The 26,284-nt window shown below is 73.6% G+C and carries 25 protein-coding genes; 4 read left to right on the top strand and 21 right to left on the bottom strand.

Annotated features, from left to right (window positions below; all coding sequences use genetic code 11):
* Positions 1–40 precede the first annotated feature (40 nt).
* From DQ244_RS10470 to DQ244_RS10420, 11 genes are all read right to left on the bottom strand, one after another.
* A complete protein-coding gene (locus tag DQ244_RS10470) occupies positions 41–1,513 on the bottom strand; it encodes a DEAD/DEAH box helicase (protein WP_233491310.1) in 1,473 nt (490 codons plus the stop codon).
* Positions 1,514–1,774: 261 nt separating this feature from the next.
* Positions 1,775–2,479: an MgtC/SapB family protein gene (locus tag DQ244_RS10465; RefSeq protein WP_233491309.1), complete on the bottom strand. Its 705-nt coding sequence runs from the start codon at positions 2,477–2,479 to the stop codon at positions 1,775–1,777.
* Between the two features lie 4 nt (positions 2,480–2,483).
* Positions 2,484–3,548 carry an adenosine deaminase gene (locus tag DQ244_RS10460; protein WP_113811398.1) on the bottom strand — a complete coding sequence of 355 codons (1,065 nt, stop codon included), beginning with the start codon at positions 3,546–3,548 and terminating at the stop codon, positions 2,484–2,486.
* A 50-nt stretch (positions 3,549–3,598) separates the two neighbouring features.
* A complete protein-coding gene (locus DQ244_RS10455) occupies positions 3,599–4,429 on the bottom strand; it encodes an ABC transporter permease (protein ID WP_113811397.1) in 831 nt (276 codons plus the stop codon).
* Positions 4,426–5,334: an ABC transporter ATP-binding protein gene (locus DQ244_RS10450; protein WP_199580338.1), complete on the bottom strand. Its 909-nt coding sequence runs from the start codon at positions 5,332–5,334 to the stop codon at positions 4,426–4,428. Before DQ244_RS10450 ends, DQ244_RS10455 begins: the two co-directional genes overlap by 4 nt.
* 131 nt (positions 5,335–5,465) lie before the next feature.
* Positions 5,466–6,746, bottom strand: a complete 1,281-nt coding sequence (locus tag DQ244_RS10445; protein ID WP_113811396.1) for a thymidine phosphorylase — start codon at positions 6,744–6,746, stop codon at positions 5,466–5,468.
* A complete protein-coding gene (locus DQ244_RS10440; RefSeq protein ID WP_369832108.1) occupies positions 6,746–7,114 on the bottom strand; it encodes a cytidine deaminase in 369 nt (122 codons plus the stop codon). Before DQ244_RS10440 ends, DQ244_RS10445 begins: the two co-directional genes overlap by 1 nt.
* A gap of 44 nt (positions 7,115–7,158) precedes the next feature.
* Complete coding sequence (locus tag DQ244_RS10435) at positions 7,159–8,436, bottom strand: ABC transporter permease (protein ID WP_113811394.1); 1,278 nt, start codon at positions 8,434–8,436, stop codon at positions 7,159–7,161.
* Between the two features lie 55 nt (positions 8,437–8,491).
* Positions 8,492–9,658, bottom strand: a complete 1,167-nt coding sequence (locus DQ244_RS10430) for an ABC transporter permease (RefSeq protein ID WP_113811393.1) — start codon at positions 9,656–9,658, stop codon at positions 8,492–8,494.
* Complete coding sequence (locus DQ244_RS10425; RefSeq protein ID WP_113811392.1) at positions 9,655–11,241, bottom strand: ABC transporter ATP-binding protein; 1,587 nt, start codon at positions 11,239–11,241, stop codon at positions 9,655–9,657. Before DQ244_RS10425 ends, DQ244_RS10430 begins: the two co-directional genes overlap by 4 nt.
* Positions 11,242–11,536: 295 nt before the next feature.
* Positions 11,537–12,598 (bottom strand): BMP family protein, encoded by a 1,062-nt coding sequence (locus DQ244_RS10420; RefSeq protein WP_233491308.1) that lies wholly within the window; start codon positions 12,596–12,598, stop codon positions 11,537–11,539.
* A gap of 468 nt (positions 12,599–13,066) precedes the next feature.
* On the opposite strand from DQ244_RS10420, the gene DQ244_RS10415 reads away from it, so the two are divergent.
* Complete coding sequence (locus DQ244_RS10415; RefSeq protein ID WP_233491307.1) at positions 13,067–14,089, top strand: D-alanyl-D-alanine carboxypeptidase family protein; 1,023 nt, start codon at positions 13,067–13,069, stop codon at positions 14,087–14,089.
* On the opposite strand, the gene DQ244_RS10410 is transcribed toward DQ244_RS10415, so the two are convergent.
* The 4 genes from DQ244_RS10410 to hisC all read right to left on the bottom strand — a co-directional run bounded on the left by DQ244_RS10410 (position 14,001) and on the right by hisC (position 17,859).
* Positions 14,001–14,990, bottom strand: a complete 990-nt coding sequence (locus tag DQ244_RS10410; RefSeq protein ID WP_233491306.1) for a YihY/virulence factor BrkB family protein — start codon at positions 14,988–14,990, stop codon at positions 14,001–14,003. The genes DQ244_RS10415 and DQ244_RS10410 overlap by 89 nt on opposite strands.
* Positions 14,991–15,090: 100 nt before the next feature.
* The gene (locus DQ244_RS10405) at positions 15,091–15,657 is read right to left on the bottom strand and encodes a 2'-5' RNA ligase family protein (RefSeq protein WP_113811390.1); all 567 of its coding nucleotides are present in this window, start codon (positions 15,655–15,657) and stop codon (positions 15,091–15,093) included.
* Complete coding sequence (trpS, locus tag DQ244_RS10400) at positions 15,654–16,676, bottom strand: tryptophan--tRNA ligase (protein WP_113811389.1); 1,023 nt, start codon at positions 16,674–16,676, stop codon at positions 15,654–15,656. Before trpS ends, DQ244_RS10405 begins: the two co-directional genes overlap by 4 nt.
* Before the next feature lie 82 nt (positions 16,677–16,758).
* Positions 16,759–17,859, bottom strand: coding sequence for a histidinol-phosphate transaminase (hisC, locus tag DQ244_RS10395; RefSeq protein WP_199580337.1), 1,101 nt, complete (start codon positions 17,857–17,859; stop codon positions 16,759–16,761).
* 40 nt (positions 17,860–17,899) lie between these two features.
* Here hisC and galE point away from each other — a divergent pair, with 40 nt between their 5' ends.
* The gene (gene galE / locus DQ244_RS10390; protein WP_113811387.1) at positions 17,900–18,856 is read left to right on the top strand and encodes a UDP-glucose 4-epimerase GalE; all 957 of its coding nucleotides are present in this window, start codon (positions 17,900–17,902) and stop codon (positions 18,854–18,856) included.
* Here galE and DQ244_RS10385 read toward each other — a convergent pair.
* Positions 18,853–20,175 (bottom strand): hemolysin family protein, encoded by a 1,323-nt coding sequence (locus DQ244_RS10385; protein WP_113811386.1) that lies wholly within the window; start codon positions 20,173–20,175, stop codon positions 18,853–18,855. The two genes, galE and DQ244_RS10385, sit on opposite strands and share 4 nt — an antisense overlap.
* Positions 20,176–20,353: 178 nt before the next feature.
* Between DQ244_RS10385 and DQ244_RS19900 the strand changes: the two genes are divergently transcribed.
* Entirely contained in the window at positions 20,354–21,163 is an 810-nt protein-coding gene (locus DQ244_RS19900) for a CAP domain-containing protein (protein WP_233491305.1), read from the top strand.
* Between the two features lie 64 nt (positions 21,164–21,227).
* Here DQ244_RS19900 and DQ244_RS10375 read toward each other — a convergent pair whose 3' ends face one another.
* The 5 genes from DQ244_RS10375 to DQ244_RS10355 all read right to left on the bottom strand — a co-directional run bounded on the left by DQ244_RS10375 (position 21,228) and on the right by DQ244_RS10355 (position 25,683).
* Entirely contained in the window at positions 21,228–22,130 is a 903-nt protein-coding gene (locus tag DQ244_RS10375) for an endonuclease domain-containing protein (RefSeq protein WP_233491304.1), read from the bottom strand.
* A 131-nt stretch (positions 22,131–22,261) separates the two neighbouring features.
* Positions 22,262–23,476: an NADP-dependent isocitrate dehydrogenase gene (locus DQ244_RS10370; RefSeq protein WP_113811384.1), complete on the bottom strand. Its 1,215-nt coding sequence runs from the start codon at positions 23,474–23,476 to the stop codon at positions 22,262–22,264.
* 41 nt (positions 23,477–23,517) lie between these two features.
* The gene (gene mdh / locus DQ244_RS10365) at positions 23,518–24,471 is read right to left on the bottom strand and encodes a malate dehydrogenase (RefSeq protein ID WP_113811383.1); all 954 of its coding nucleotides are present in this window, start codon (positions 24,469–24,471) and stop codon (positions 23,518–23,520) included.
* Between the two features lie 43 nt (positions 24,472–24,514).
* Entirely contained in the window at positions 24,515–24,820 is a 306-nt protein-coding gene (locus DQ244_RS10360; protein WP_233491303.1) for a DUF3017 domain-containing protein, read from the bottom strand.
* Positions 24,817–25,683 carry a bifunctional methylenetetrahydrofolate dehydrogenase/methenyltetrahydrofolate cyclohydrolase gene (locus tag DQ244_RS10355; RefSeq protein WP_113811382.1) on the bottom strand — a complete coding sequence of 289 codons (867 nt, stop codon included), beginning with the start codon at positions 25,681–25,683 and terminating at the stop codon, positions 24,817–24,819. Before DQ244_RS10355 ends, DQ244_RS10360 begins: the two co-directional genes overlap by 4 nt.
* 71 nt (positions 25,684–25,754) lie before the next feature.
* Between DQ244_RS10355 and DQ244_RS10350 the strand changes: the two genes are divergently transcribed.
* The gene (locus tag DQ244_RS10350) at positions 25,755–26,282 is read left to right on the top strand and encodes a hypothetical protein (RefSeq protein ID WP_233491302.1); all 528 of its coding nucleotides are present in this window, start codon (positions 25,755–25,757) and stop codon (positions 26,280–26,282) included.
* Positions 26,283–26,284 lie beyond the last annotated feature (2 nt).

Raw genomic sequence — 26,284 nt, 5'->3', positions numbered from 1 at the left:
TCCGGGACGGGCCGCCGTCTGCGTGCGGAGGTGCGCTCGTTCAGCCCTGGCGCGGCGGACGCGCGGAGCGCTCCCCGCCGAAGCGGCGCTCGCCGCCACCCGGGCGACCCGAGCGCTCGCCACCGCCGGAGCGGTTGCGGTCGCCGTAGGAGCGACGGGGGCCGCCGGGGCGGTCGCCGTCACGACGCGGACGGCCACCGGGGCCACCGCCGCCGCGGCGCATGTCGCGCTGCGTGCGCTCCTTGGGCTCGACCGCCACCCCGGAGGCCACGAGGTCGAGGATGACCTGGTCGCTGGGCCGGATGCGGTCGATCGCCGGGTCGACCTTGGCCGTGCGGAACCGGCGCTTCGACTGGCCCACCTGGTCGGGCAGGAGCAGCGAGACGACGACACCGGCGGCACCCGCGCGGGCGGTCCGGCCCGAACGGTGCAGGTAGGTCTTGGCGTCGGCCGGCGGGTCGTAGTGCAGGACCAGCGAGACGTCGTCGACGTGGATCCCGCGGGCCGCGACGTCCGTGGCCACGAGCACCGGCGAGCGGGCGTCGGTGAACTCCTCCAGGGCGCGCTTGCGCGCGGACTGCGGGAGACCACCGTGGATGGCCTCGGCCTTGATGCCGGCGGCCTTGAGGTTCTCGGCCAGGCGGTCGACGCCGAGCTGGGTGCGGGCGAAGATGATCGTCCGGCCGGGACGGCCGGCGAGCTCGGTCGCCACCTGCAGCTTGTCGCGGAAGGCGAGGCTGAAGGCCAGGTGCTCGGCCGGGGGCGCGTCGTCGCCGGCGCGCTTGACCTCGTGCCGGGCCGGGTCCTTGAGGTAGCGGCGCACGAGGGCGTCGACCTCGCCGTCCAGCGTCGCCGAGAACAGCAGGCGCTGGGCGTCGCGGGCGGTCTGGTCGAGCAGCTCCTTGACGACCGGGAGGAAGCCCAGGTCGGCCATGAAGTCGGCCTCGTCCAGCACGGTGATGACGACCTCGGCGAGGGTGGCCTCGCCCTGGTTGATCAGGTCCTGCAGGCGGCCGGGCGTGGCGATGATGACGTCGACGCCACGACGCAGCTGCTGGATCTGGCGGTACATGGGCGCGCCGCCGTAGACGGTGGCGAGCTGCACGCCGGTGGACTGCCCGAGGGGCGCCAGGTTGTCGTGCACCTGCTGGGCCAGCTCGCGGGTCGGCACGAGGACCAGGCCGCGCGGGGCGCGGCGGCCCTGCTTGACCTCGGCGCCGATGCGGGCGAGCAGGGGCAGGCCGAAGGCCAGCGTCTTGCCCGAGCCGGTCGCCGCCTTGCCGAGCACGTCGCGGCCGGCGAGGGCGTCGGGCAGGGCGGAGGTCTGGATGGCGAACGGGCGGTGGATGCCGCGCCGCTCGAGGGCGGTCACGAGGGGCTGGGGCAGGCCCAGCTGGCCGAACGTGGGGCCCTGGGGGGCCTCGTCCGCGGTGTTCTCGACGTTCTCGATGGTGTTCTCGACAGCGGTCTCGTCCGACGTGGACTCGAACGCGACAGGGTGGACCGAAGTCATGCGGGGTGGGGCTCCGATACTGCTCGGAGCGCGTCCCGTGGAAAAGAAGGAGCGCCGTCGAATGCCGGCGGTCCTCACTTGGCGATCGCTTTGCGCCCAGGTGTGGAACGCGGGATCTGCACGGATGCGCTCGTGCCCGGACAAACCGTCCGGGAGGATGACCGGCCTTGTGCCGGTACACCGAGGGTAGCAGCGGAGGTCGAGGGGCTGTTCCCGCGTCCGGGGGTGACGAGCCCCACCCCCGGGGACGATCGTCGCTGGTCAGTCGGCCTGTTCGTCCGAGGCGCCGGCGGTGATCGCGAGGACGCCGTCGAGGTCCGACAGCCCCGCGGCGAGCTCGGTCGCCGACCCCGCGCCCTCCACCGAGATGCGCACCGTCGCCTGCCGCGCACCGGGCGCCGTCATGCCGCCGAGGTCCTCGGCGGTCGTGGCGAGGTCGCGCACGGTGAACCCGCGCTGGGTGCACTCGGCCAGTGCCCGGCGGAGCACACCTTCGCCGTCGCGGTAGGTGAGCACCAGCGAGTGCACCCGCTCCACCCGGCCCGAGAGCCGGCGGGCCAGCGGGGTGAAGCCGTAGGACACCAGGAAGTGCGCCGCCACGGCCACGACCGCGAACATCCACAACCCGGCGCCGGCAGCCATGCCGATCGCGGCGGTGAGCCACACGACCGCGGCCGTGGTCAGCCCGCGCACGGCGTCGCGCCGCACGAAGATGAGGCCACCGCCGATGAAGCCGAGGCCCGACACCACCTGCGCGGCGATGCGGGAATCGCCGAAGGCGGCCTCGCTGATGGCCATGAACAGGGCCGAGGCGAAACCCACGGTGGTCAGGGTGCGCAACCCCGCGGCCTTCTGCCGCAGCTCCCGCTCCAACCCCATGAGCGCCGAGAGGCCGAAGGCGATCCCGAGGTTCCGGACGTGCTCGAGCGACTGCCCTGCCTGCTCCGCGGCGGCCAGCAGCAGCACGACGTCAGCCCCGGAGGTCGGCGTAGCCGGGGCGGACGACGTCGTCGAGCAGCCGGCGCCGGTCGTCCTCGGGCAGGAAGGCGCCGGCGAGGGCGCGCTCGGTGACCGTCTGCACGTCGTCCCAGGTCCAGCCGAACGTCGTCGCCACGTCGGTGACCTCGCTGCTGACCGAGACGCCGCTCATCAGCCGGTTGTCCGTGTTCAGGGTGACGGCGAAGCTCAGCCGGTGCAGCCGGTCGACCGGGTGCTCGGCCAGCGAGGGGTAGGCGCCGGTCTGCACGTTGGACGACGGCGCGACCTCGAGGGGCACCTGCTCGTCGCGCACCCGCTGCGCCACCGGGCCGAGGGAGCCGTCCTCGGCGACCTCGTCGGCGATCCGCACGCCGTGGCCGAGCCGCTCGGCCCGGGCGCCGTCGAGCGCGGCGCGGATCGACCCGATGCCGGCCGCCTCACCGGCGTGCACGGTGCGGTGGGCACCGGCGCGGTCCAGCAGCTCCAGCGCGGCGGGGATGCGGTCGGGCGGGAAGCCGTCCTCGGGCCCGGCCAGGTCGAAGCCGACCACGCCGGCGTCCCGGTAGCGGACGACGAGCCCGGCCACCTCCTCCCAGCGGTCGGCCTGCCGCATGGCGCACAGCAGCGTGCCGACCCGGATCGGGGTGCCGGCCTCGCGAGCGCCCTGCGCGTAGCCGTCGACCATCGCCTCGACGGCGGCCTCCAGCGGCATCCCGGCGCTGAGCAGCTCCGGCGCCATGCGCACCTCGGCGTAGACCACACCGTCGGCGGCGAGGTCCAGGGCGCACTCGCGGGCGACCCGCTGGACGGCCTCGGGGGTCTGCATCACGGCGACGGTGTGCGCGAAGGTCTCCAGGTAGGACTCCAGCGACCCGGAGTCGGCGGCGTCGCGGAACCAGCGGCCCAGGCTCTCCGCGTCGCCGGCCGGCAGGTCGCGGTACCCCAGCTCGTCGGCCAGCTCCAGCACCGTCTGCGGGCGGAGGCCGCCGTCGAGGTGGTCGTGCAGGAGGACCTTGGGGGCGCGGCGGACGTTCTCGGCGTTCAGCGGTGCAGGCACCCGAAAAAGCTACCTGGCCCCTCCTGCCTGCCCCGCAGGCACGACCGGGACTAGTCGGAGCCGCGGTCCTGCCAGCGGAAGGTCAGCACGCACAGCACCAGTCCTGCGATGCACCACGCCCCGAGGACCAGCGCCACCCGCCCCAGCTCCCAGCTTCCGGCCGGCTCCGCGGCGGTCAGCGCGTCGGGGAGGAACACCGAGCGCAGCCCCTGGGCCATCCACTTGAGCGGGAAGAACGAGGCCACGGTCTGCATCCAGGTCGGGATCTCGCTGAACTGGAAGAAGACCCCCGAGATGAACTGGAGCAGCAGCGCGAACGGCGTGACCGTGGCCGACGCCGAGCGCCCGTTCTTCGCCAGGCTCGAGATCGCGATGCCCAGCAACGTGCAGGCGGCCGCGCCGAGCGCGGTGACCCAGGCGAAGGTCAGCCAGTCGGCGCCCGAGGGCAGGTCGATGCCGTAGAAGACGACGCCGATCAGGAGGAGCACGGCGATGATGGCGAGGGTCACGGCGAGGACCTGCACGACCTTGCCGACGAAGAAGGCGCTGCGCGGCATGGGGCTGCCGGCCAGGTGCTTCAGCGTTCCGTCGGACCGCTCGGTGGCGATGCTGATGGCCATGTTCTGCAGGCTGGCGCCGAGGATGCCGGCGGCGATGATCCCGGCCATGAAGTACTGGGTGAAGCTGACCCCCGACCCGAGGTCGAAGTTCAGCACCGCACCGAAGACGACCAGCAGCAGCACCGGCAGCATCAGCGTGAAGACCACCGACTCGCGCTGCCGGAAGAACTCCTTGAGCTCCACCGACGCGCGGGAGCGGTAGACCGACGCGAGCGAGGGCAGCGCCGTCCGGTCGCCGGGCTGCTGGCGCACGGCGCTCATCGGCCGGCCTCCCCGATCATCTGCAGGTACACGTCCTCGAGGGTGGGCCGGGCCACGGCCAGGTCGGGCACCTCGCCGTCGAAGCGGGCGGCCAGGTCGCGCACGAGCGCGGTGGGCGTGGCGGTCGCCTCGGTCCGCCGGACGCCGTCCTCGGTCCAGCTGACCACCGCCGGCGCCGACTCCCGGCCGCCGAGGGCGCTGGGCACCGCGACCGCGGCCAGCCGCCCGGAGGTGATCACGCCGACGCGGTCGGCCAGCGCCTCGGCCTCGTCCAGGTAGTGCGTGGTGAGCAGCATCGTCGTGCCGAGGTCGCGCAGCGAGCGGATCAGCGACCAGAACTGGCGGCGGGCCTCCGGGTCGAAGCCCGTGGTCGGCTCGTCGAGGAAGAGCAGCGCGGGGCGGCCGACGATGCCCAGGGCGACGTCCAGCCGGCGCCGCTGGCCACCGGAGAGCGTGCGCGAGCGCACCCGCGCCTTCTCGGTCAGCCCGACGAGCTCGAGGACCTCGTCCACGTCGCGGGGATCGGGGTAGTACGACGCCTGCGCGCGCACCAGCTCGCGCACGGTGAGCTGGCTGTCGCCCCCGTTGGACTGCAGCACGATGCCCAGCCGGGCCTTCCACGCGCGTGCGCCGGCGGCGGGGTCCACGCCCAGCACGCGGACGTCGCCGGCGTCGCGGCCGCGGTAGCCCTCGCAGATCTCCACCGTCGTCGTCTTGCCGGCGCCGTTGGGGCCGAGCAGGGCGAAGATCTCGCCGCGGTGGATGTCCAGGTCGAGCCCGTCGACGGCGGTGAAGTCGCCGTACCGCTTGACCAGGCCGCGGATGGAGATCGCGGCGTCGGGGTCCAGCGGATCACCGGGCTTCGGCCGGTCGCTGACCACGGTGGCCGCGGAGGAACTCGTCACGAGGTAACAGTCTCCCCCATGTCCACCGCGACCCTCCGGGCCGCACCGCGACGACGTGCCGTCCCGACCGCCGCTGAGCCGCTGCGTCGTGCCTGCGCGGACCCCTCCGGGGCCCACTCGGCGCGACCAGATCAGCCCGTGATCTTCTCCAGGATCAGCGGCAGCGGCCGGTCGTCGGTGTCCACGCCGATGGCGCCCTCGAGCGCCTCGAGCGCCCGCGGGATGCGGTCGACGTCGTCGGTCTGCAGCTCCAGCAGGGGCTGCCCGGCGGTCACCTGCTCCCCCACCCCGGCGGTCCAGGTGATGCCGGCCGCGGCCTGCACCGGGTCCTCCTTGCGCGCCCGGCCCGCGCCCAGCCGCCAGGCGGCGACGCCCAGCGCGTAGGCGTCCAGCCGGGTCAGGGTGCCGGTGGCCGGCGCGGTCACGACGTGCGTCTCGGCAGGCTTCGGCAGCGGGGCGTCGGGGTCCCCGCCCTGGGCGGCGATCATCCGGCGCCACACGTCCATGGCCCGCCCGTCGCGCAGGGCGTCCGCGGGATCGACGTCGTCCCGCCCGACGCCGGCCAGCATCTCGCGGGCCAGGGCCAGGGTCAGCTCGACGACGTCGGCCGGGCCTCCTCCGGCGAGGACCTCGACGGACTCCGCGACCTCGACGGCGTTCCCGGCGGTGCGGCCCAGCGGGCGGTCCATCGCCGTCACCAGGGCCACGGTCCGCACCCCGGCCGCCTCGCCCAGGCCCACCATCGTGCGGGCCAGGGTGCGGGCGTCGTCGGCGCTCTTCATGAAGGCGCCCGAGCCGGTCTTGACGTCGAGGACCAGCGCGTCGGCGCCCTCGGCGATCTTCTTGCTCATGATCGAGCTGGCGATCAGCGGGATCGACTCGACCGTGCCGGTGACGTCGCGCAGCGCGTAGAGCTTCTTGTCCGCCGGCGCCAGGTCGTGACCGGCCGCGCAGATGACCGCACCGACGTCGCGCAGCTGCTGGAGGTACGCCTCCTCGTGCACGTCCGCCCGCCAGCCGGGGATCGCCTCGAGCTTGTCCAGCGTGCCGCCGGTGTGGCCCAGGCCCCGGCCCGACAGCTGCGGCACCGCGACGCCGCAGGCGGCCACGAGCGGCGCCAGGGGCAGGGTGATCTTGTCGCCGACGCCGCCGGTGGAGTGCTTGTCGGCGGTCGGCCGGCCCAGCGGCGACAGGTCCTTGCGCTCGCCGGAGTCGATCATCGCCTGGGTCCAGGCGGCGAGCTCGTCGGGCGCCATGCCCCGGAAGAACACCGCCATGAGCAGCGCGCTGATCTGCTCGTCGGGCACGGTGCCCTGCGTGTAGGCGTCGATGATCCAGCGGATCTGGTCGCCCGGGAGCTGCCCGCCGTTCCGCTTGGTGCGGATGACGTCGATGGCGTCGAACGCGGCCATCAGCCCTGCCCCCGCTCGGCCGCGGCGACCAGGTCGTCGGGGCCGAAGGCGTCGGGCAGCACCTCGCGCATCGGCACGATCCCCAGCGACACGGTCTCGATGAGCATGTCCGCGCCGCCGTGCTCCCACAGCAGCTGCCGGCACCGACCGCACGGCATGAGCGGCTGCCCGTCACCACCCACGCACGCGACGGCGACCAGCGTGCCGCCGCCGGTGCGGGCCAGGTCGCTGACCATGCCGCACTCGGCGCACAACCCGAGGCCGTACGAGGCGTTCTCGACGTTGCAGCCGGTGACCACGCGCCCGTCGTCCACCAGCCCGGCCACCCCCACCGGGAACTTCGAGTAGGGGGCGTAGGCGTGCGTCATCGCCTCGCGGGCGGCGGCGCGCAGCGCGTCCCAGTCCACGGTCACTAGTGCTCTCCTCGTCGGTACACGAGCCCGTCGGCCTTCGGCATCCGCAGCCGTTGCGAGGCCAGCGAGAGCACGAGCAGCGTGATCAGGTGCGGGGTGAAGGAGACGATGCCCTCGGGCAGCTCCTCGATGGTCAGGAAGCCGATCAGGCTCAGGCCGGCGAACGCGCCGGCGAAGGCCGCCTGCAGCAGCTTGCCGCGCCGGGCCTGCAGGACCGCCACGACGGCGAGCAGCAGGGCCAGCAGCAGGAGCAGGGCGACGACGGCGCCTCGGCTGCGCAGCTGCAGACCGTCGGCGAAGCCGAAGAGCCCGGCACCCGCGGCCAGGCCACCCGGACGCCAGTTGCCGAAGATCAGCGCGGCGAGGCCGATGAAGCCACGACCACCGGTCTGGCCCTCGCGGTAGATGTTGGCGACGAACACCAGGAAGACACCGCCGAGGCCGGCCAGGGCGCCGGAGATGATCACCGCGATGTACTTGAGCCGGTTCACCGGCACGCCGAGCGAGTCGGCGGCCGCCGGGTTCTCACCGCACGAGCGCAACCGCAGACCGAACGCGGTGCGCCACAGCAGCAGGTAGGTCGCCGGCACCAGCAGGACGGCCAGGACCGTCAGGACGCCGACGCCGCTGGTGAGGCCGCGCAGCAGTCCGGCGACGTCGGACAGCAGGAACCACTGCTGCCGTTCGAGGTCCCCGAGCAGGTCGGGTCCGGAGGAGAGCACCGGCAGCGAGAAGCTCGGTGGCCGGCTGGACAGCGACGGCGACTGGGTGACGCCACCGCCGCTGGCGGCACCGGCGTACAGCAGCTCGGAGAGGAAGCGGACGACGCCCTCGGCCAGGATGTTGATCGCGACGCCGGAGACCACGTGGTCCACGCCGAAGGTCACGGTCGCGACCGCGTGCAGCAGGCCACCGACGGCACCGAACACCGCGCCGCCGATCAGCGCGGCCGCCCAGCCCCACTGGTAGCCGGCCCAGCCGGCGCCCCAGGTGCCGAGGATCATCATGCCCTCGAGGCCGATGTTGACCACGCCCGCGCGCTCGGAGAACAGACCGCCGAGCGCGGCGAGGCCGATCGGGACGGCCAGCAGCAGCGCCGCGGCGAACGTCGACGACGACGTCAGCGCCTGCTCGCCGGAGATGACCCGGACGGCGGACATGAGCAGCATCAGCCCGACGAACATCCAGGTGATGCGCCGGGCCCGGCCGCCGCCGAGCAGCAGCTCGGTCAGCGGACCCCGGCCGGTGGCCTTGGTGGGTGCGGTGGTCGCGGTCATCGCGGGGTCCCTGCGGGATCGTGGAGCGCCAGCGGAGCGATTTCGTGGGGTGCGTTCATGCCCCCGCCTCCTGTCGCGCGTCGATGCGGGTGCCGGCGGGACCGGTGGCGTCCGCGGCCGGCGGCGTGGCCTGGCCGCTCTGCCGTCCGGCGCGACGCTTGGTGACCTGCCGGGAGACCTCGTTGGCGATGACGACCGAGAGCACGATCGTGCCCTGGATGATCGTGACCACCGAGGCGGGGATGTCGGCGAACTGCAGCGGCACCGCGGCCCGGTCGAGGAAGGCGAACAGCAGCGCGGCGAAGGCGATGCCCAGCGGGCTGTTGCGGCCCAGCAGCGCGACCGCGATGCCGAGGAAGCCGAGCCCGGCGGTGAACTCGGTGCCGAAGCTGTAGGTCCGGCCGAGCAGGTCGGGCAGGCCGATCAGGCCCGCGATCGCGCCGGAGATGAGCATCGTCTTGACGACCATGCGCCGGGCGTCGATCCCGCTGGCCGTGGCGGCCGACGGCGAGAGGCCCGTGGCACGCAGGTCGAAGCCGAACCGGGTGCGCTTGAGCAGCACCGAGACCACGATGCCCACGACCACGGCCACGAGCAGGAAGCCGAACAGCTGGCCGCGCGGCTGGGCGAGGCCCAGCGCGCCGAAGAGCCCGTTGAGCGCCGGGAACTGGGCGGAGGCGGGGAGCCGCTCGGTGGTGATGATCGACGCGCCCTCCGGGCTGCCCCGGAGCGGCCCGGTGAGCAGGAAGGAGGCGGTGCCCAGCGCGATGAAGTTGAGCATGATCGAGCTGATCACCTCGCTCACGCCGCGGGTCACCTTGAGCACGGCGACGATGCCGGCCCACAGGGCGCCCACCGCCATCGCGACGACCATGATCAGCAGCACGTGCAGCGGGCCGGGCAGCACCACGGCCGCGCCCACGCCCGCGGCGACGACGGTGGCCATGCGGTACTGGCCCTCGACGCCGATGTTGAACAGGCCCATGCGGAAGGCGACCGAGACCGCCAAACCCGCGAGGAAGAGCGGCACGGCGCGGTTGAGGATCACCACGATCGCCTGGGTCTGCTGGGCCGGGGTGTCGCCGAAGTCGACCAGCACCTGCAGTGCGGTCAGCGGGTTCTGCCCGATCAGCACGATGACCAGCGTCGTGATGACGAGCGCGACGACGACGGCCAGCGCGGGGGCGGCCAGGGACGTGCCGAGCCGGCGGAGCGCGGTCACGCGGCACCGACCGAGCCGTCGTGGGCGCCGGTCATGTGGCCGCCCAGCTCCTCCGGCGTCAGCGACGCCGGGTCCAGCGTGGCCACGAGCCGGCCGCGCAGCATCACGTGCAGCGTGTCCGAGAGCCCGATCAGCTCGTCGAGGTCGGCCGAGATCAAGAGGATCCCCAATCCTTCGGCGCGGGCATCCTTGAGCAGCTCCCAGATGGCCGACTGGGCGCCGACGTCGACGCCGCGGGTGGGATGGGCGGCGATGAGCAGCTTGGGAGCCGCGCTCATCTCGCGCCCGATGATCAGCTTCTGCTGGTTGCCGCCGGACAGGGCGTGCGCCAGCGTGTCCGGCCCGGGGGCGCGGACGTCGTACTCGCTCATGATCCGCTCGGTGTCGGCGCGGGCCGAGCGGCGGTCGATGAAGGGCCCCTTGACCGCCGGCGGGCGGGTCTGGTGGCCGAGGATGCGGTTCTCCCAGAGCGGCGCCTCGAGGAGCATGCCCTGGCGGTGCCGGTCCTCGGGGATGAAGCCGATGCCGCCCTCGCGGCGGGCGCGGGTGCTCCAGCCGCTGACGTCCTGGCCGGCGAAGGCGATGCTGCCGGCGGTCAGCGCCCGCAGGCCCATGATCGCCTCGACGAGCTCGGCCTGACCGTTGCCCTCGACGCCGGCGATGCCCACGACCTCGCCCTCGCGCACGGTCAGCGCGACGTCGTCGACGGCCGGACGACCGGTGAGCGCGGCGACGGTGACCCCGTCGAGCTGCAGGACCGCGGCCTCCCGCACCGTCGAGGTGCGCGTCTCCGGCGAGGGCAGCTCCGAGCCGACCATGAGCTCGGCGAGCTGGCGCGCGGTGGTGGTCTTCGGGTCGGCGGTGCCGACCGTGGTGCCGCGGCGGATCACGGTGATCGAGTCGGCGACCTTCCGCACCTCGTCGAGCTTGTGCGAGATGAACATGACCGTCAGGCCCTCGCGCTTGAGCTCGGCGAGGTTGCCGAAGAGCTCGTCGACCTCCTGCGGCACGAGCACCGCCGTGGGCTCGTCGAGGATCAGCGTCGTCGCCCCGCGGTAGAGGACCTTGGCGATCTCGACCCGCTGCCGGTCGCCGACGCCGAGGTCCTCCACGAGGACGTCGGGGTCGAGGTTGAGCGCGTAGCGGTCGGAGATGTCCAGGATCCGGCGGCGGGCCTCGGCCCGGTCGAGCCGGCCGCGCCGGGTGGGCTCGCTGCCCAGGACGATGTTCTCCAGGACCGTGAAGTTGTCGGCCAGCATGAAGTGCTGGTGGACCATGCCGATGCCCGCGGCGATCGCGTCGGCGGGGCTGCGCAGCGTCGTCTCGCGGCCGTCGAGCAGGATCGTGCCCTCGTCGGGACGGTGCATCCCGTACAGGGTCTTCATCAGCGTCGACTTGCCGGCGCCGTTCTCGCCGACGATCGCGTGCACCTCGCCGCGCCGGACGCGCAGCTCGATGTCGCGGTTGGCGACGACCCCGGGGAACCGCTTGGTGATCCCGCGCAGCTCGACCGCGTACGGCACGCCGTCGCCGGGTGCGCCGTCGGCGGCAGGTGCGCCGCCGGGCGCTGCTGTTGCGGCCATGGTGGGCCTCTCCCTCGTTGTGCGTCCCGCTGGTGCGCGGCGCACGTCCGTTCCTGTGTCCCGGTTCCCGCGGGGTCCGCCGCGGGGCACCGACCGGCCCGGGGGGACCGGGGCCGGGGACCGGCTCCGCACGGGAACCGGCTGCCGCATGATGTCGCATCCGGCCGGGGCGGTGGCGCGCGGCCCTCCTGCCCGGCCCGCGACCCACGACGGCGGGCCCGGGCGACGTGCGCCCGGACCCGCCGTCGGGTCGACCGGGGCCGCGGGCCCGCCGGAGCGGGCCCGCGGCCGGGTGTCACGGGGTGGTGGGAACCGTGATCTCGCCGTCGAGGATCTGCTGCTCGAACTCCTCGATCTGGTCGGCGATGTCGTCGATGTAGCCGCCCGAGGTGGACAGGCCGACGCCGCCGGTGGACAGGTCGTTGGTGACGTCGGTGGCGCCCTCGACCTCGCCCTCGGCGTAGGCCTTGATGAAGGCCTGGACGGCGTTGTCGACGCGCTTGAGCATCGAGGTCATGATCACGGCCTGCTGGTCGGCCGGAGCCGTCAGGTACTGGTCGGAGTCGACGCCGATGGCCCGCTTGCCGGCCTCGACGGCCGCCTCGAACACACCCTCGCCGGAACCGCCCGCGGCGTGGAAGACGATGTCCGCGCCGTTCTGGTACATGCCCTGGGCGACGAGCTTGCCCTTCTGCGGGTCACCGAAGCCGCTGAAGTCACCGGCCGGGGACAGGTACTGGACCTGCACCTCGACGTCAGGGTTCACGGCCTCGGCACCAGCGGCGAAGCCGGCCTGGAACTTCTCGATCAGCGGGCTCTCGACGCCACCGACGAAGCCGACGTTGTTCGTCTCGGTCTTCAGCGCGGCGGCGACGCCGGCGAGGAAGGACCCCTGCTCCTCGGCGAAGAGGAGGCCGGTGACGTTGTCACCCTTGGCGCCGTCGGCGTTGGAGCCGTCGACCTGCGCGAAGGTGGTGTCGGGGAACTGCGGCGCGACCTCGGCGATGACCTCGTCGTAGTTGAAGCCGACGGCGATGACCGGGTTGTAGCCGGCCTCCGCCAGCTGGGTCAGCAGCTCGCCGCGGTTGGAGGCGTCGTCGTTGGGCGACAGCTCCTGCACCTCGCCGCCGAGCTCCTCGATGGCCGCCTCGACGCCCGCGACGGCGGAGTCGTTGAAGGACTGGTCACCACGGCCGCCGGTGTCGAAGGCGAGGCCGATCTTCAGGTCCTCGCCGCCGCCGCTGCCGCCGCTTCCGCCGGAGGCGCTGCTGCTCTCCTCGTCGCTGGCGCAGGCCGCCAGGGCCAGGCTGCCGGCCAGCAGCAGCGCCGCGGCCTTCGTCATCCGCGCTCGGCGCAAGACGATCTCCTCTGCTTGGGGGGACGGGCCCGCCGGATCGGCGGTGTCCCGGATGAAGGGAATGCCGGCGCCACCGGCTCGCTCGGAGCGACTCCGCGAGGCACCGCCAGCGACGCTAACCGCGACCCCTGGCGGGGCTACAACCTCTGCAGCGGACTGAGACACGATCGTTGCGAAGGCTCATCCGTTCGGGGACGGGGGCGCCGCCGACCGTGGGACACGTCACGACGCCTACGGTGCGGCCATGCGACGGCGCGGCACCGCGGGGTTCCTGATCGGCGCCGTCGTCCTGCTCCTGCCGCCCTCCGGAGCCGCCGCGGCACCGTCGCCTTCCCCGACGACCTCGGCGCGCCCCACCGCGGACACCTCGGCCCGACCCCGTCGGCGCCCCTCGTCACGCCTCCCCCGCGGGGCACCGCGCCCGACGGCAGCACGGTCGGCGGCCGGCAGCTCGGCGCGCGGGGCACCGTGTACGCCGAGGACGCCCCCACCCCGCCGCCCGTTCTCGGCGCGAGCGCCTGGCTGGTCGCCGACGCCACCTCCGGCGCCGTCCTCGCGGCCCGGGACGCGCACGGCCGCTACTACCCGGCCAGCACCCTCAAGACGCTCACCCTGCTCACGCTCCTGCACCGGCTCGACCCCGCCCAGGTGGTGGAGGCCACGGAGGACGACGAGCGGGTGGAGGGCAGCCGGGTGGGCCTCGTCGCCGGCGGCCGCTACCCGGTGTCGCTGCTGTTCGAAGCGCTGATCCTGCAGTCGGGCAACGACGCGGCGGCCGCGCTGGCGCGCACCGCGGGTGGGCAGCAGCAGACCGTGGCGGCCATGAACGCCACCGCCGCCTCGCTCGGCGCCTACGACACGGTGGCCGGGTCGCCGTCCGGGCTCGACGTGGCCGGGCAGACCTCCTCGGCCTACGACCTGGCGCTCATCTTCCGGGCCGTGCTGGAGGACCCGGCGACGGCGGCGGTGCTGCGCGTCCCCACCACCGCGATCCCGCCGGTGGAGGGCCGCTCCGCCGGCTTCCAGATCCAGAACCAGAACCCGCTGGCGGGCTATCCGGGCGGGCTCGGTGGCAAGACCGGCTTCACCGACGCGGCTCGTCACACGTTCGTGACGGCGGCCGAGCGGGACGGCCGCCGCCTGGTGGTCAGCGTCCTGGACACCGAGAACGTGCCGCTGCGGGCGGCCGACCAGGCGGCGCTCCTGCTGGACTGGGGGTTCGCCGTGCCGGCCGGCAGCCCGGGCGTCGGCCGGCTCGTGCGCCCGGACGACCTGCTGCCGACGACCACCCCCGCACCCCCCGCACCCCCCGCACCCTCCTCCGCCCCGCCCCGGGCGGCGGCACCTCCGGCGGACGAGCCGGCTCCGGGGCTGCTGCCGGCACTGGGGGCCGCGGCCGTCCTCAGCGCGACGTTGCTGGGTGCGGGACTGGCTCGTCGTCGACGGCGTCGGTCCGGTCGGCCGGCGGGGGCGGGTCCTCCAGGCCGGTGACCGTCCACGCCGCGGTGAAGAACGCGAACCGGAAGACGACGTTGATCCACACCAGGATGCCGACGGCGCCACCGAACGTGGACGCGGTCACGCTGCCCGAGATCAGCGACAGGTAGAGGCTCCCCAGCAGCTTCATGCCCTCGAAGCCGACGGCTCCGAACAGCGCGCCGGGCAGCAGCCGCCGCAGCGGGTGCGGCGTGGCGGGCACCACCTTGAGCAGCCAGAGGAAGACGACGGTGTCGCCGAGGAAGGCCAGCGCCAGGCCCACCACGGTCGTGAGCACCGAGAGACCGGCCACGTCGGCCAGGCCCAGGCCGTCCAGGGCCCAGGACGTCGCCCGCGTGGCGATCCCGGTGAGCCCGAGGCTGAGCAGGCCGACGGCGCCGAGCAGGACCAGCGCCAGGACGTCCTGGACGTTGTCCCGCAGGAACTCCGGCTCGTCGGCGTGGCCCTTCCAGATCCGTTCCATGCCGACGCGCAGCTTGTCCATGGCACGGAGGCCGGCGTAGAGGAAACCGACCACGCCGATCACGCCGACCACCTCGGCGGAGCTGACCGCGCCGCGCAGGTCGCGGACGATCTGCCGACCGGTCGAGCCGGGGAAGGCCTCCCGGATCGCGGCGTAGAGCTCCCGCTGGAGCAGCTCGTCCCCCGCGAGGACCAGGCCGATGACCGACGCGACCAGGAGCAGGACGGGGAACAGCCCGAGGAAGGCGAAGTAGGTGACGCCGGCGGCCATGAGGTCGCCCTGGGTGCGCTGGTAGCGCCCACCGGCACGGGCGAGGTGGTCGAGCCAGCCGAAGCGCGCGCGCCCGGCGTCGATCCGGGACTCGACCCGGTCCCACAGCCGGGCGGGCCAGGCCTTGCGGGCCGGCACGTCCTGTCGGCTGGCGGAGCTCACCACCCGAGTCTGCGGCCTCCTGCGGTGACCTGCTGGAACGGCCCCCTCGCAGGGGGCCGCCGCGAGCGCAGCGAGCGGTGGGGGGCGAGGGGGTCCTTCGTCAGTGCTCGGGGCCGGTGAGCGGGTAGGTCCGGGCGATCGCCCAGGTGCCCGACGGCGTCTGCTCGAACTCGGTGAAGTGGTCGACGCGGAACTCCGCCGAGAGGTCCTGCAGACCGGAGTAGGCCAGCTCGAGCATGCCGGGTGGGACGTCGTGGGCCACGGTCACGTGCGGGTGGTACGGGAACGACAGCGAGCGCTCCAGCGGGCCCTGGCGGACGTCGGTGGCCAGCAGCTCGCAGTTGCCGATGCCGCGCGCGACGGTCACGAAGACCACGTCGGAGACCGGCGTGAACGTGCCGGTGCCCGACAGGTGCATGTCGAACGGCGGATGGCAGGCCGCGACCGCGGCGAGGTGCTCGGCGACGGCGGCCCGGTCACCGACCGGTACCTCCGTCGGGGGGAGCAGCGTGACGTGCGGGGGGACGATGGTCGCCTGGGGGTCGCCGACCTTGGTGCGCCAGTCGACGAGCAGCGTCGCCCAGGGCTCGGGCACGGGCACGACGACCCCGATGACCGCTGTCTCCGGAGGGCCGGCCAGCCGGCCGACGAAGGTGTCGTCGTTCATGCCGCGGGCCCGGCCGGCGGGAGGAAGCCCACCCGTTCGTAGACGTCCGCGACCGTCCGGGACGCGACCTCGCGGGCCCTGCCCGCGCCCGCGGCGAGGATCCGCTCCAGCTCGGCCCGGTCGTCGAGCAGCTCCTGGGTGCGCTGCTGGACCGGCGTCACGAACTCCACGACGACCTCGGCGAGCTCCTTCTTGAGGTCGCCGTAGCCGCGGCCTGCGAAGTGCGCCTCGAGGTCGGCCACCGAGCTGCCCGACAGGGCGCTGTGGATGGTCAGCAGGTTGGTGATGCCGGGCTTGCTCTCGCGGTCGGCGACGATCTCGCGGCCGGTGTCGGTCACGGCCGAGCGGATCTTCTTCGCCGTCACCCGGGGGTCGTCGAGCAGCTGGATGCAGCCGGCCGGCGGCAGGCTCTTGCTCATCTTCTTCTCCGGCGACTGCAGGTCCATGACCCGCGCCGCGCCCTCGGGGATGAACCCCTCCGGCACGCGGAACGTGTCGCCGTAGCGGCCGTTGAAGCGGGTCGCGAGGTCGCGGGTGAGCTCGAGGTGCTGGCGCTGGTCGTCGCCCACCGGCACGCGCTCGGCCTGGTAGATGAGGATGTCGGCGGCCATGAGGACCGGGTAGGTGAACAGGCCGACGGTGGTCCCGGCCGTGCCCTCGCGCTGGCTCTTGTCCTTGAACTGGGTCATCCGGCTGGCCTCGCCGAAACCGGTGAGGCACTCCAGGACCCAGGAGAGCTGCAGGTGCTCGGGCACGTGGCTCTGCACGAAGAGGGCGCTGCGCGACGGGTCGACGCCGAGGGCGATCAGCTGGGCGGCCGAGACCAGGCTGTTGCGGCGGAGCTCGGCGGGGTCCTGCGCGACGGTGATGGCGTGCAGGTCCACGACGCAGTAGAAGGCCTCGTGCCCGTCCTGCAGGGCCACCCACTGACGCAGCGCGCCGAGGTGGTTGCCGAGGTGGAACGAGCCCGCCGTCGGCTGGATGCCGGAGAGGACACGGGGAAGAGCCACGTCGGCCATCAAACCAGCTGGACCTCCCCGGACGTTCCGGGCTCCCCCGTCCCGTCCGTCCCGCTGGCCGCGCGTGGAGCGGCGGCGCTGGTCAGAGGGCCAGTGCGTCGTCCAGCGCGGCGAGGAAGACGTCGTCCTCCTCGGGGGTGCCGACGGTGACCCGGATCCCCTCGCCGGCGAAGGGCCGGGTGATGACCGCCCGGGCCTCGAGGGCCGCGGCGAGCTCCGCCGTCCGCTCCGCCACCGGCAGCCAGACGAAGTTCGCCTGGCTCTCGGCGACCTCCAGCCCGCGGTCCCGCAGCGCGGCGGTGAGCCGCCCGCGCTCGGCCGTCACCGCGGCACAGCGGCGGCGGACCTCGTCCTCGCTGGACAGGGCCGCGACGGCCGCGGCCTGGGCGACCATGCCGACGCTGAACGGGAGGTGGGTGCGGCGCACCGCGTCGGCGACGGCGGGGTCCTCGGCGAGCAGGTAGCCGACGCGCAGCCCGGCCAGCCCCCAGGCCTTCGAGAACGTGCGCAGGACCGCGACGTTCGGCCGCCCGCGCATCAGCTCCACGCCGTCGGGGACGTCGGGGTCGGTGACGAACTCGCGGTAGGCCTCGTCGAGCACCACGAGGGTGCCGGCCGGCACCGCGTCGAGGAAGCCCTCCAGCTCCGCCCGGCGCACCGCCGTCCCGGTGGGGTTGTTCGGGTTGCAGACGAAGACCAGGCGCGTGGTGTCGTCGATCGCGGCGGCGAGCGCCTCGAGGTCGTGGGTGTCGGCGGCGCCGCCCTCGCTGCCGGGCACCAGCGGCACCTGGACCGCGCCGGCCCCGGCGATGCGGGCCAGCAGCGGGTACATCTCGAAGGAGCGCCAGGCGAAGGCGATGCTCGTGCCGGGGTCGTTGTAGGCCTGCGCCAGCTCCTGGCAGATCGCGACCGCGCCGCAGCCGGTCGCCACCTGGGCGGGGTCGACGCCGTAGCGGTCGGCCAGGGCGCGGGTGAGGACGACCGCGCCGTTGTCCGGGTACCGGTTGGTCTCCCCGACGGCCCTGGACACCGCCTCGACGACGGCGGGCAGCGGCGGGAAGGCGACCTCGTTGCTGGCCAGCTTCACGGCCCGCTCGACGCCGATCTCGCGGGCCAGGTCGGCGGGGTTGCGGCCGGGCTTGTAGGCCGGCAGCGACTGCACCGCGGGACGCGGACTGACCACGAGTTCCTCTCCCTCCGCCCCGTCCTCATAGGGTGGGGCCATGCGCGTACTCGTCGCCGGCGGAGCCGGCTACATCGGCAGCGTAGTGACGGCGGCGCTGCTGGCCGACGGCCACGAGGTCACCGTCCTCGACGACCTCTCCACCGGGCACGCCGACGCGGTGCCCGAGGGCGCCACGCTGGCCCAGGTGTCGCTGCACGACTCCGCGCCGGTGCTGGCCGAGGTGCGGCCGGAGGCGGTGCTGCACTTCGCGGCCAAGTCGCTGGTCGGCGTCTCCCAGCAGCAGCCCGAGGACTACTGGCACACCAACGTGGGCGGCTCGTTCGCGCTGCTGGAGGCGATGCGGGCGGCCGACTGCCGGCGCATCGTCTTCTCCTCCACCGCCGCGACCTACGGCGAGCCGGACCTGGTGCCGATCCCGGAGGACGCGCCGACCCGGCCGACGAACACCTACGGCGCCTCGAAGCTCGCCGTCGACCACATGCTCACCTCCTACGCCGTCGCGCACGGGTTCGCGGCGGTGAGCCTGCGGTACTTCAACGTCGCCGGGGCGGCCTACGGCCTGGGCGAGCGGCACACGACCGAGACGCACCTGATCCCGATCGCGCTGCAGGTGGCCTCGGGCGCGCGGGACTCGCTCACCGTCTACGGGCAGGACTACCCGACGCCCGACGGCACCTGCATCCGCGACTACGTGCACGTCGAGGACCTCTCCGACGCCCACCTGCTGGCCCTGCCGGCACCGGCGGCGGGCGAGCACCGCATCTACAACCTCGGCAACGGCACCGGCTTCTCGGTGCAGGAGGTCGTCGAGGCGGCCCGCGAGGTCACCGGCCACGAGATCCCGGTGACCGTCGGCGAGCGTCGCGCGGGCGACCCGGCCCAGCTCGTGGCCTCGAGCGACCGGATCCGCGCCGACCTGGGCTGGGCCCCGAAGCACACCGACCTGGTGGGCATCGTGCGCGACGCCTGGGACGTCGCCCAGGCCCGCCGCTAGCCTTCACCCTCCTCGGCGTCCCCCGGGACGTCGGGCGCCGGCGGCGGGCTGACGCGCAGGCGGGCGATCCGCCGGCCGTCGAGCTCCACGACCTCGATCCGGCGTCCCTCGACCTCCACGGCGTCCCCCGGCTCGGGGAGCCGGCCGAGGTCGGCCAGCACGTAGCCGGCGGCCGTCTCGTAGGGGCCCTCGGGCAGCCGCAGGCCGGTCGCCTCGGTGAAGTCGTCCAGGTTGAGCAGGCCGTCGACCTCGCGCGGCTCGTCGGGTGAGTGCTTCGACGCGGGTTCGACCTCCTCGTCGTACTCGTCGTAGATCTCCCCGATGACCTCCTCGATGAGGTCCTCCAGCGTCACGATGCCGTCGGTGCCGCCGTACTCGTCGACGACGATCGCGAGGTGCTGGTTCTCCCGGCGCATCTCGCTGAGCACGGTGAGGACGGCGGCGGTGCCGGGCAGCCGCTTCACCTCGCGGGACAGGTCGCCGACCGTCGCGGCGCGGCCCGCCGGGTGGGTGGGCAGGAACAGGTCGCGGACGTGCACGAAGCCGATGACGTCGTCCTGGTCGCGGCCGGCCACCGGGAACCGCGACCAGTTCGACTCGGCGACCAGCTTGGCCGCCCGGCTGGCGGTCGTCGACGCGTCGAGGAACTGCACCTCGGTGCGTGGCGTCATCACCTCGCGGACCTCGCGCTCCCCGGCCCGGAAGACCTCGTCGATGAGCCGGCGCTCGTCGCTGCTCAGCGACTCGTGCGCCGCCACCAGGTCGCGCAGCTCCTCCTGGCTGATCGCCTCGCCGCTGGCCTTCGGGTCGCCGCCGAGCAGACGCACCAGCCCGTTCGTCGACGTCGACAGCAGCCAGATGACCGGCCGGGACAGCCGGGCGATCGCGTTCAGCGGGGCGGCGATCAGCAGGGAGAAGCCCTCCGCCCGCTGCAGCGCGAGCCGCTTCGGGGTCAGCTCGCCGACGACCAGCGACAGGTAGCTGATCAGGAGGGTCACCAGGACCAGGGCCAGCGTGCCCGCGAGCCGCTCACTCACGCCCCGGGCCACGAGGACGTCGGCCAGCGGCCGGGACAGGGTGCTCGCGCCGAACGCCGCCGAGAAGAACCCGGCCAGGGTGACGCCCACCTGGACCGCCGCAAGGAAGCGGTTGGGGTCCTCGAGCAGCCGTTGCACGGCCCGGCCGCGCCGTCCCCGGTCGGCCATGGCCCGGACCTGGCTCTCGCGCAGGGAGACCAGGGCGATCTCCGCGCCGGCGAACACGCCACCGATCAGGACGAACACAGCGACCATGACGATGTCGAGCCAGACGTCGCTCACCGGCGGCGTGCTCCTCAGGTTCGGGGTCGGACGGGCGTCCCATGGTGCCTGTTCCACGTTCCCCGATCCGGGGTGACCGGCGGCGAGCCTTCCCGGCAGATCAGGACGAGGGGTTCCGTCACAGAGTGAGCACCGTTAGTATTCGTCAGGTAACGATTCGTGATCATCCTGAGGATCCATGCGCTCACTGCCGCCCGGCCCGCCGCCCTCGCCCCGTGCACCCGCCGGCGCCCGACGCTCCTCGGCCGCGCTCCGCCGGCAGGCACACCGCCGCCGGGCCGCGTTCGTCCTGGTCGCCACGGCGGTCGTCGCCGCGCTGCTGCTGACCGTGCCGGTCCTGTCCGCCGCCCCGCAGCACTCCCCCGTGACGGTCGACTCGTCGTCGACGTCGGTCTTCCCGGGGACTCGGACCGTGCCGGCCGAGGGCCACGCGGCGACGCTCCCCGGAACGCCCGAGGCCGCCGCCGACACCGCACCGCCGCCCGTTCCCCAGGAGGCCGCAGCCGCCCCGGCTCCGCCGGCGCCGGAGCCCGCCTCCGCTCCGGAGCCCGTCGCCCCGGCGCCTCCACCGGCGCCCAGCGCCCCGGTGGCCCGCACGGCCGCCGGCGCCCCGACCCCGGGGCCCGCCGAGAACCAGGTGCTCCAGCTGGTCAACGAGCACCGCGCCCAGGCCGGCTGCGGCCCCCTGACCGCCGACGCCGGGCTGGCCGCCGTCGCCACCGCCCACAGCGCCGCCATGCGCGACCTCGGGTTCTTCAGCCACAACGACCCCAACGGCCGGGATCCGTTCGCCCGGGCAGAGGCCGCCGGTCAGACCGCGCGCGCGGAGAACATCGCGCGCGGCCAGCAGGACGCCGCCGCCGTCGTCCAGGCATGGATGGACAGCCCTGGGCACCGGGCGAACATCCTCGACTGCAGCCTGCGGCGCCACGGTCTCGGCCTGGTCACCGGTCCCACCGGCCCCTGGTGGACCCAGCTCTTCGGCTGACCCAGCCTGGCCGCTGGGTGATCAACGCCCGCCGAGCGCCCCCTCGGTCCCATCGTGAGGGCGCTCAGCGGGCGTTGATGTCCGCGAGGCGCCGGGCGCGCAGGGCCCGGATCCGGGCGACCAGCCGGTCGGGGTGCCTCAGGTCGTCGCTCGTGACGTGGAGGACCACCCACCCGGCGGCGACGAGCCGGTTCAGCCGCCGCCGGTCGTCCAGGAACGCCCGGCGCTCGGCGTGCCAGAGACCGTCGTACTCGATCGCGATCAGCAGCTCGGGATAGGCCAGGTCGACCCGGGCCACGAAACCCTCGTCGTCGAAGACGCGGAACTGGGGCACCGGCATGGGCAGGTCGGCCCGGACGATGGCCAGCCGGAGCCGGGTCTCCTGCGGCGAGTCCGCGAACTCGGCGGCGAGCGCCGCCACCCGGCGCGCCTGCGCGGCGCCCCGTCCCCGGGCGAGATCCGCCACGGCCTCACGCACGTCGTCCAGCCGGACCATCCCGGCGGCGAGCAGGCGGTCCAGCAGCACCACGGCGTCCTCCTCCGAGCCCCGCCGGACGAGTCCCACCGCGGTGTCGACCCGCCCCGTGCACCGCCACCGCCCGGCGTGCTCCAGCCCCACGGCGCCGGCCGTTCGGTGCACGCGCACCCCAGCACCGGGATGCCATCGCGAGCCCTCGGGAAGCACGACCTCGACGGGGTCGTCGCGACCAGCGATGTCGGGGACTCCCCACAGCATCGCCGCGCTGAGGCCGGTGAAGCCCGCACCCACCGGCAGCACCAGGCCCACGGCGCTCAGCAGCAGCCGGTGCGTGATCTCGAGCGCGGCATCGGCGTAGACGTCCTGCCGCAGGCGGACCCAGGCGGAGCTGCGGAGCTGCTTCGCCGTGAGCAACCCCCGTCGCACCGCGGTGGATCCGCGGAACACCTGTCCCCGCAGCGCGTCGGGACGCGCAGCAGGTGTGGGCATGTCGTCAGCCTGCACGGCGGTGAGCTCACCCTGCCGGCGCCGTCCACAGGCCCCGAGAACGCGTCAGAGGCCCCCTCGATCGGATCGAGGGGGCCTCTGACGGGCGTTGATCACGCCATGTCAGCGCTGGATCAGGCCATGGCCTTCTGCAGGTTGCTGTCGATGGCCGCCAGGAAGTCCTGGGTGTTCAGCCACGGCTGGTCCTTGGAGATCAGCAGAGCGAGGTCCTTGGTCATCTGACCGCTCTCGACGGTGTCGATGCAGACCTTCTCGAGGGTCTCCGCGAAGCGGGTGACCTCGGGAGTGCCGTCCAGCTTGCCCCGGTGGGCCAGGCCCCGGGTCCAGGCGAAGATCGACGCGATCGGGTTGGTCGAGGTCTCCTTGCCCTGCTGGTGCTGCCGGTAGTGGCGGGTCACCGTGCCGTGCGCAGCCTCGGCCTCGACCGTGCGGCCGTCCGGGGTGGCGAGCACCGACGTCATGAGGCCGAGCGAGCCGAAGCCCTGGGCCACGGTGTCGGACTGCACGTCGCCGTCGTAGTTCTTGCACGCCCAGACGTACCCCCCCTCCCACTTGAGGGAGGCGGCGACCATGTCGTCGATGAGGCGGTGCTCGTAGGTGATCCCGGCGGCGGCGAACTTCTCCTTGAACTCCGCCTCGAAGACCTCCTCGAAGATGTCCTTGAACCGGCCGTCGTAGGCCTTGAGGATCGTGTTCTTCGTGGAGAGGTAGACCGGGTAGCCGCGGTCGAGGCCATAGTTCAGCGAGGCCTTGGCGAAGTCGCGGATCGAGTCGTCGAGGTTGTACATCGACAGCGAGACACCGGCGCCGGGCGCCTGGAAGACCTCGTGCTCGATGGGCTGCGAACCGTCGTCCGGGGTGAAGGTGACGGTCAGCTTGCCCGCGGTGGGGAACTTGAAGTCGGTGGCGCGGTACTGGTCGCCGTAGGCGTGGCGGCCGACGATGATCGGCTTGGTCCAGCCCGGCACCAGGCGCGGCACGTTCTGCATGATGATCGGCTCGCGGAAGATGACGCCGCCGAGGATGTTGCGGATCGTCCCGTTCGGGGACCGCCACATCTTCTTCAGGCCGAACTCCTCGACCCGCGCCTCGTCCGGCGTGATGGTGGCGCACTTGACGCCGACGCCGTGCTTCTTGATGGCGTTGGCGGAGTCGATCGTCACCTGGTCGTCGGTGGCGTCGCGGTGCTCGACGCCGAGGTCGTAGTACTCGAGGTTGACGTCGAGGTACGGGAGGATCAGCTGGTCCTTGATGAACTGCCAGATGATCCGGGTCATCTCGTCGCCGTCGAGCTCGACGACGGTGCCCTCGACCTTGATCTTCGCCACGTGCGCGTTCCTTCTCTCTGCTTGCGGCTCCGAGCGTTCGCTCAGAGGTCGGCTACGTCAGCCTGCTTGGCGCGCACGGCCTCGGCTGCTTCGTGCAGCCCGGCCAGCTCGCTCTCGGAGAGGTCGCTCTCGACGACCTTCCGCACTCCTTCTCTGCCGATCTCGGCCTCGACCCCCAGGTAGACGCCGGTGATGCCGTACTCGCCGTCCACCCACGCGCAGACCGGCATGACCGCGCCCGAGTCCTGGATCACGGCCTTCGCCATGCGGGCCGCGGCGGCCGACGGGGCGTAGTACGCCGAGCCGGTCTTGAGCAGGGCCACGACCTCGGCCCCGCCGTTGCGGGTGCGGTCGACGAGGTGGTCGATGCGGTCCTTCGCCAGCACGTCGGCCAGCGGCTTGCCGTCGACCGTGCACCGGGAGGGCACGGGGACCATCGTGTCGCCGTGCGAGCCCAGGGTCAGCGTGCGCACCGACGACACCGGGACGCCGAGCTCCTCGGCCACGTTGTTGGTGAAGCGGGCGGAGTCCAGCATCCCGGCCTGGCCCATGACGCGGCCCTTCGGGAACTGCGTGGCCAGCTGCGCGAGCGCGGTCATCTCGTCCAGGGGGTTGGAGACGACGATGACGACGGCGTCGGGCGAGGTCTTCGCGATGTTCTCCGAGACCTGCCGGACGATGCCGGCGTTGGTCTCGATGAGGTCCATGCGGCTCATGCCGGGCTTGCGCGGCAGACCGGCGGTCACGACGACGACGTCGGACCCCTCGGTGCCCTCGTAGGACCCGCCCCCGACGCCGACGACCCGGGTCTCGAAACCCTCGATGGGCCGGGACTGGTTCATGTCGAGGGCCAGGCCCTCGGGCTTGCCCTCCACGATGTCGGTGAGGACCACGGTCTCGAAGATGTCGTACTCCGCGAGGCGGAGTGCGGTGGTGGAGCCGTAGAACCCGGCGCCGACGACGGTCACCTTGCCGTTTCTGGGCTGCGCTGCCATGGCCGCCAACCTAGCGCTCACCCGCTCCCGGCGCTGCCGGGGGTCACGCGGCGGGGATGGCCAGCGCGACCCCGGTCAGCACGAGCCCGGCCACCGCGAGCAGGACGACGTCCACGGCCCGGCTGCGGACGGCGAGGAAGCCGACCCGCCGCACGGGGAGCAGCAGCCGGAGCAGCGCGGCCCCCACCATCGAGAGGCCGACGACCACCAGACCGATCCGCCAGTGCTCGAAGGTGACCAGCAGCAGCCCGATACCCACCGCCACGAGCACGGCCAGCAGCGGCGCCTGGCGGACCAGCCCGGCGAGGAAGGGCCGGCGGACGTAGAGCGGCGGGCGGGTCACGGTCACGCGGCCCGGCCGCCCGCGGCTGCCTGCTCGGCCGCCAGCACCACGTTCTGCAGCAGCATCGCCCGGGTCATCGGCCCCACTCCCCCGGGGTTGGGCGCCACGTGACCGGCCACGTCCACGACGTCGGCGGCGACGTCGCCGGCGATCCTCCCGTCGACCCGGCTCACGCCGACGTCGAGGACGGCGGCGCCGGGCTTGACCATCGCGCCGGTGATCAGCCCCGGCACACCGGCCGCGGCGACGACGACGTCGGCGTTCCGCACGTGCGCGGCCAGGTCGCGGGTGCCGGTGTGGCAGAGGGTGACGGTCGCGTTCTCCGTGCGCCGGGTGAGCAGCAGGCCCAGCGGGCGCCCGACGGTGATCCCGCGGCCGACGACCACCACCTCGGCCCCGGCGATCGGGACGTCGTGGCGGCGCAGGAGCTCGACGATGCCCACCGGGGTGCACGGCAGCGGCCCGGGCACGTTCAGCACCAGCCGGCCGAGGTTGACCGGGTGGAGCCCGTCGGCGTCCTTGGCCGGGTCCATCGCCTCGAGCACGCGCGCCTCGTCGATGTGCCGCGGCAGCGGCAGCTGCACGATGTAACCGGTGCAGCTCTCGTCGGCGTTGAGCTCGGCGACGACGTCGAGCACGTCGGCCTCGGTCGCGTCGGCGGGCAGCTCGCGCTGGATGCTGGCGATGCCGACCTGGGCGCAGTCGGAGTGCTTCGCGTTGACGTACCAGCGGCTGCCCGGGTCGTCGCCGACGAGGAGCGTGCCGAGCCCGGGTCGGTGCCCCGCCGCGGTGGACGCGGCCACCCGCTCGGTCAGCTCGGCGCGGATCGCCGCCGCGGTGGCCTTGCCGTCCAGAGTCGTCGCGGGCACGCCGACAGTCTGCCCGAGCCGACCCGCGGACGGGGTCGCGGTCCTAGGCTCCGGGCAGGAGGTGCGCCGCGATGAGCGAACGCGATCGGGAACCCGCCACGACCGAGATGTCCTACGCGTCACCGACCGGCGCCGCGACGGCGCCGGCCTGGTCCACCGGCCGGCCGGTGCTCCGCCGCCCGGACCCCGTGGCCGGTCTGCTCCTCCTGCTGGCCGGCACCGCCGCGCTGCTGAGCCTCGTGCTGCCCTGGCTGGCCGACGGCGACGCGACCGGGCTGGACCTGATGCGCCGGGGATTCTCCGGCCTGTCGGACGTGGTGGACACCGGGTTGTGGCAGCCGCTCGTGATCGTGCTCGGCGGGGTGCTGCTCTTCGCGCTCGGCGTGCGCATGCTGATGCCGTCGCGCAGCCACCGCACCGGGGGCCTGGTCGCGCTCGCAGTGAGCGGGTTGGTCGTGTGGGCCGTGCTGGTGCCGCTCGTGGCGGCCGGATTCGACCTGGGCTTCTTCGACGCCGGTTTCTGGTGCGGCATCGCCGTCGCCGTGTGCGGTGTCCTCGGCGCCGCGAAGGCCGTGCTCACCGGCCCGCGCAAGGGCTGAGG

Source organism: Blastococcus sp. TBT05-19, assembly GCF_003319095.1.
Taxonomy (GTDB): domain Bacteria; phylum Actinomycetota; class Actinomycetes; order Mycobacteriales; family Geodermatophilaceae; genus Blastococcus.
This window is presented reverse-complemented; position numbering and strand designations above follow the sequence as displayed.

Coding starts and splice junctions, on each gene's coding strand:
- trpS (WP_113811389.1), bottom strand. CDS start 16,676: ATGGCCGACGTGGCTCTTCCCCGTGTCCTCTCCGGCATCCAGCCGACG.
- DQ244_RS10440 (WP_369832108.1), bottom strand. CDS start 7,114: ATGACGCACGCCTACGCCCCCTACTCGAAGTTCCCGGTGGGGGTGGCC.
- DQ244_RS10350 (WP_233491302.1), top strand. CDS start 25,755: ATGAGCGAACGCGATCGGGAACCCGCCACGACCGAGATGTCCTACGCG.
- mdh (WP_113811383.1), bottom strand. CDS start 24,471: ATGGCAGCGCAGCCCAGAAACGGCAAGGTGACCGTCGTCGGCGCCGGG.
- DQ244_RS10375 (WP_233491304.1), bottom strand. CDS start 22,130: ATGCCCACACCTGCTGCGCGTCCCGACGCGCTGCGGGGACAGGTGTTC.
- DQ244_RS19900 (WP_233491305.1), top strand. CDS start 20,354: ATGCGCTCACTGCCGCCCGGCCCGCCGCCCTCGCCCCGTGCACCCGCC.
- DQ244_RS10405 (WP_113811390.1), bottom strand. CDS start 15,657: ATGAACGACGACACCTTCGTCGGCCGGCTGGCCGGCCCTCCGGAGACA.
- galE (WP_113811387.1), top strand. CDS start 17,900: ATGCGCGTACTCGTCGCCGGCGGAGCCGGCTACATCGGCAGCGTAGTG.
- DQ244_RS10425 (WP_113811392.1), bottom strand. CDS start 11,241: ATGGCCGCAACAGCAGCGCCCGGCGGCGCACCTGCCGCCGACGGCGCA.
- DQ244_RS10435 (WP_113811394.1), bottom strand. CDS start 8,436: ATGACCGCGACCACCGCACCCACCAAGGCCACCGGCCGGGGTCCGCTG.
- DQ244_RS10470 (WP_233491310.1), bottom strand. CDS start 1,513: ATGACTTCGGTCCACCCTGTCGCGTTCGAGTCCACGTCGGACGAGACC.
- DQ244_RS10445 (WP_113811396.1), bottom strand. CDS start 6,746: ATGGCCGCGTTCGACGCCATCGACGTCATCCGCACCAAGCGGAACGGC.
- DQ244_RS10455 (WP_113811397.1), bottom strand. CDS start 4,429: ATGAGCGCCGTGCGCCAGCAGCCCGGCGACCGGACGGCGCTGCCCTCG.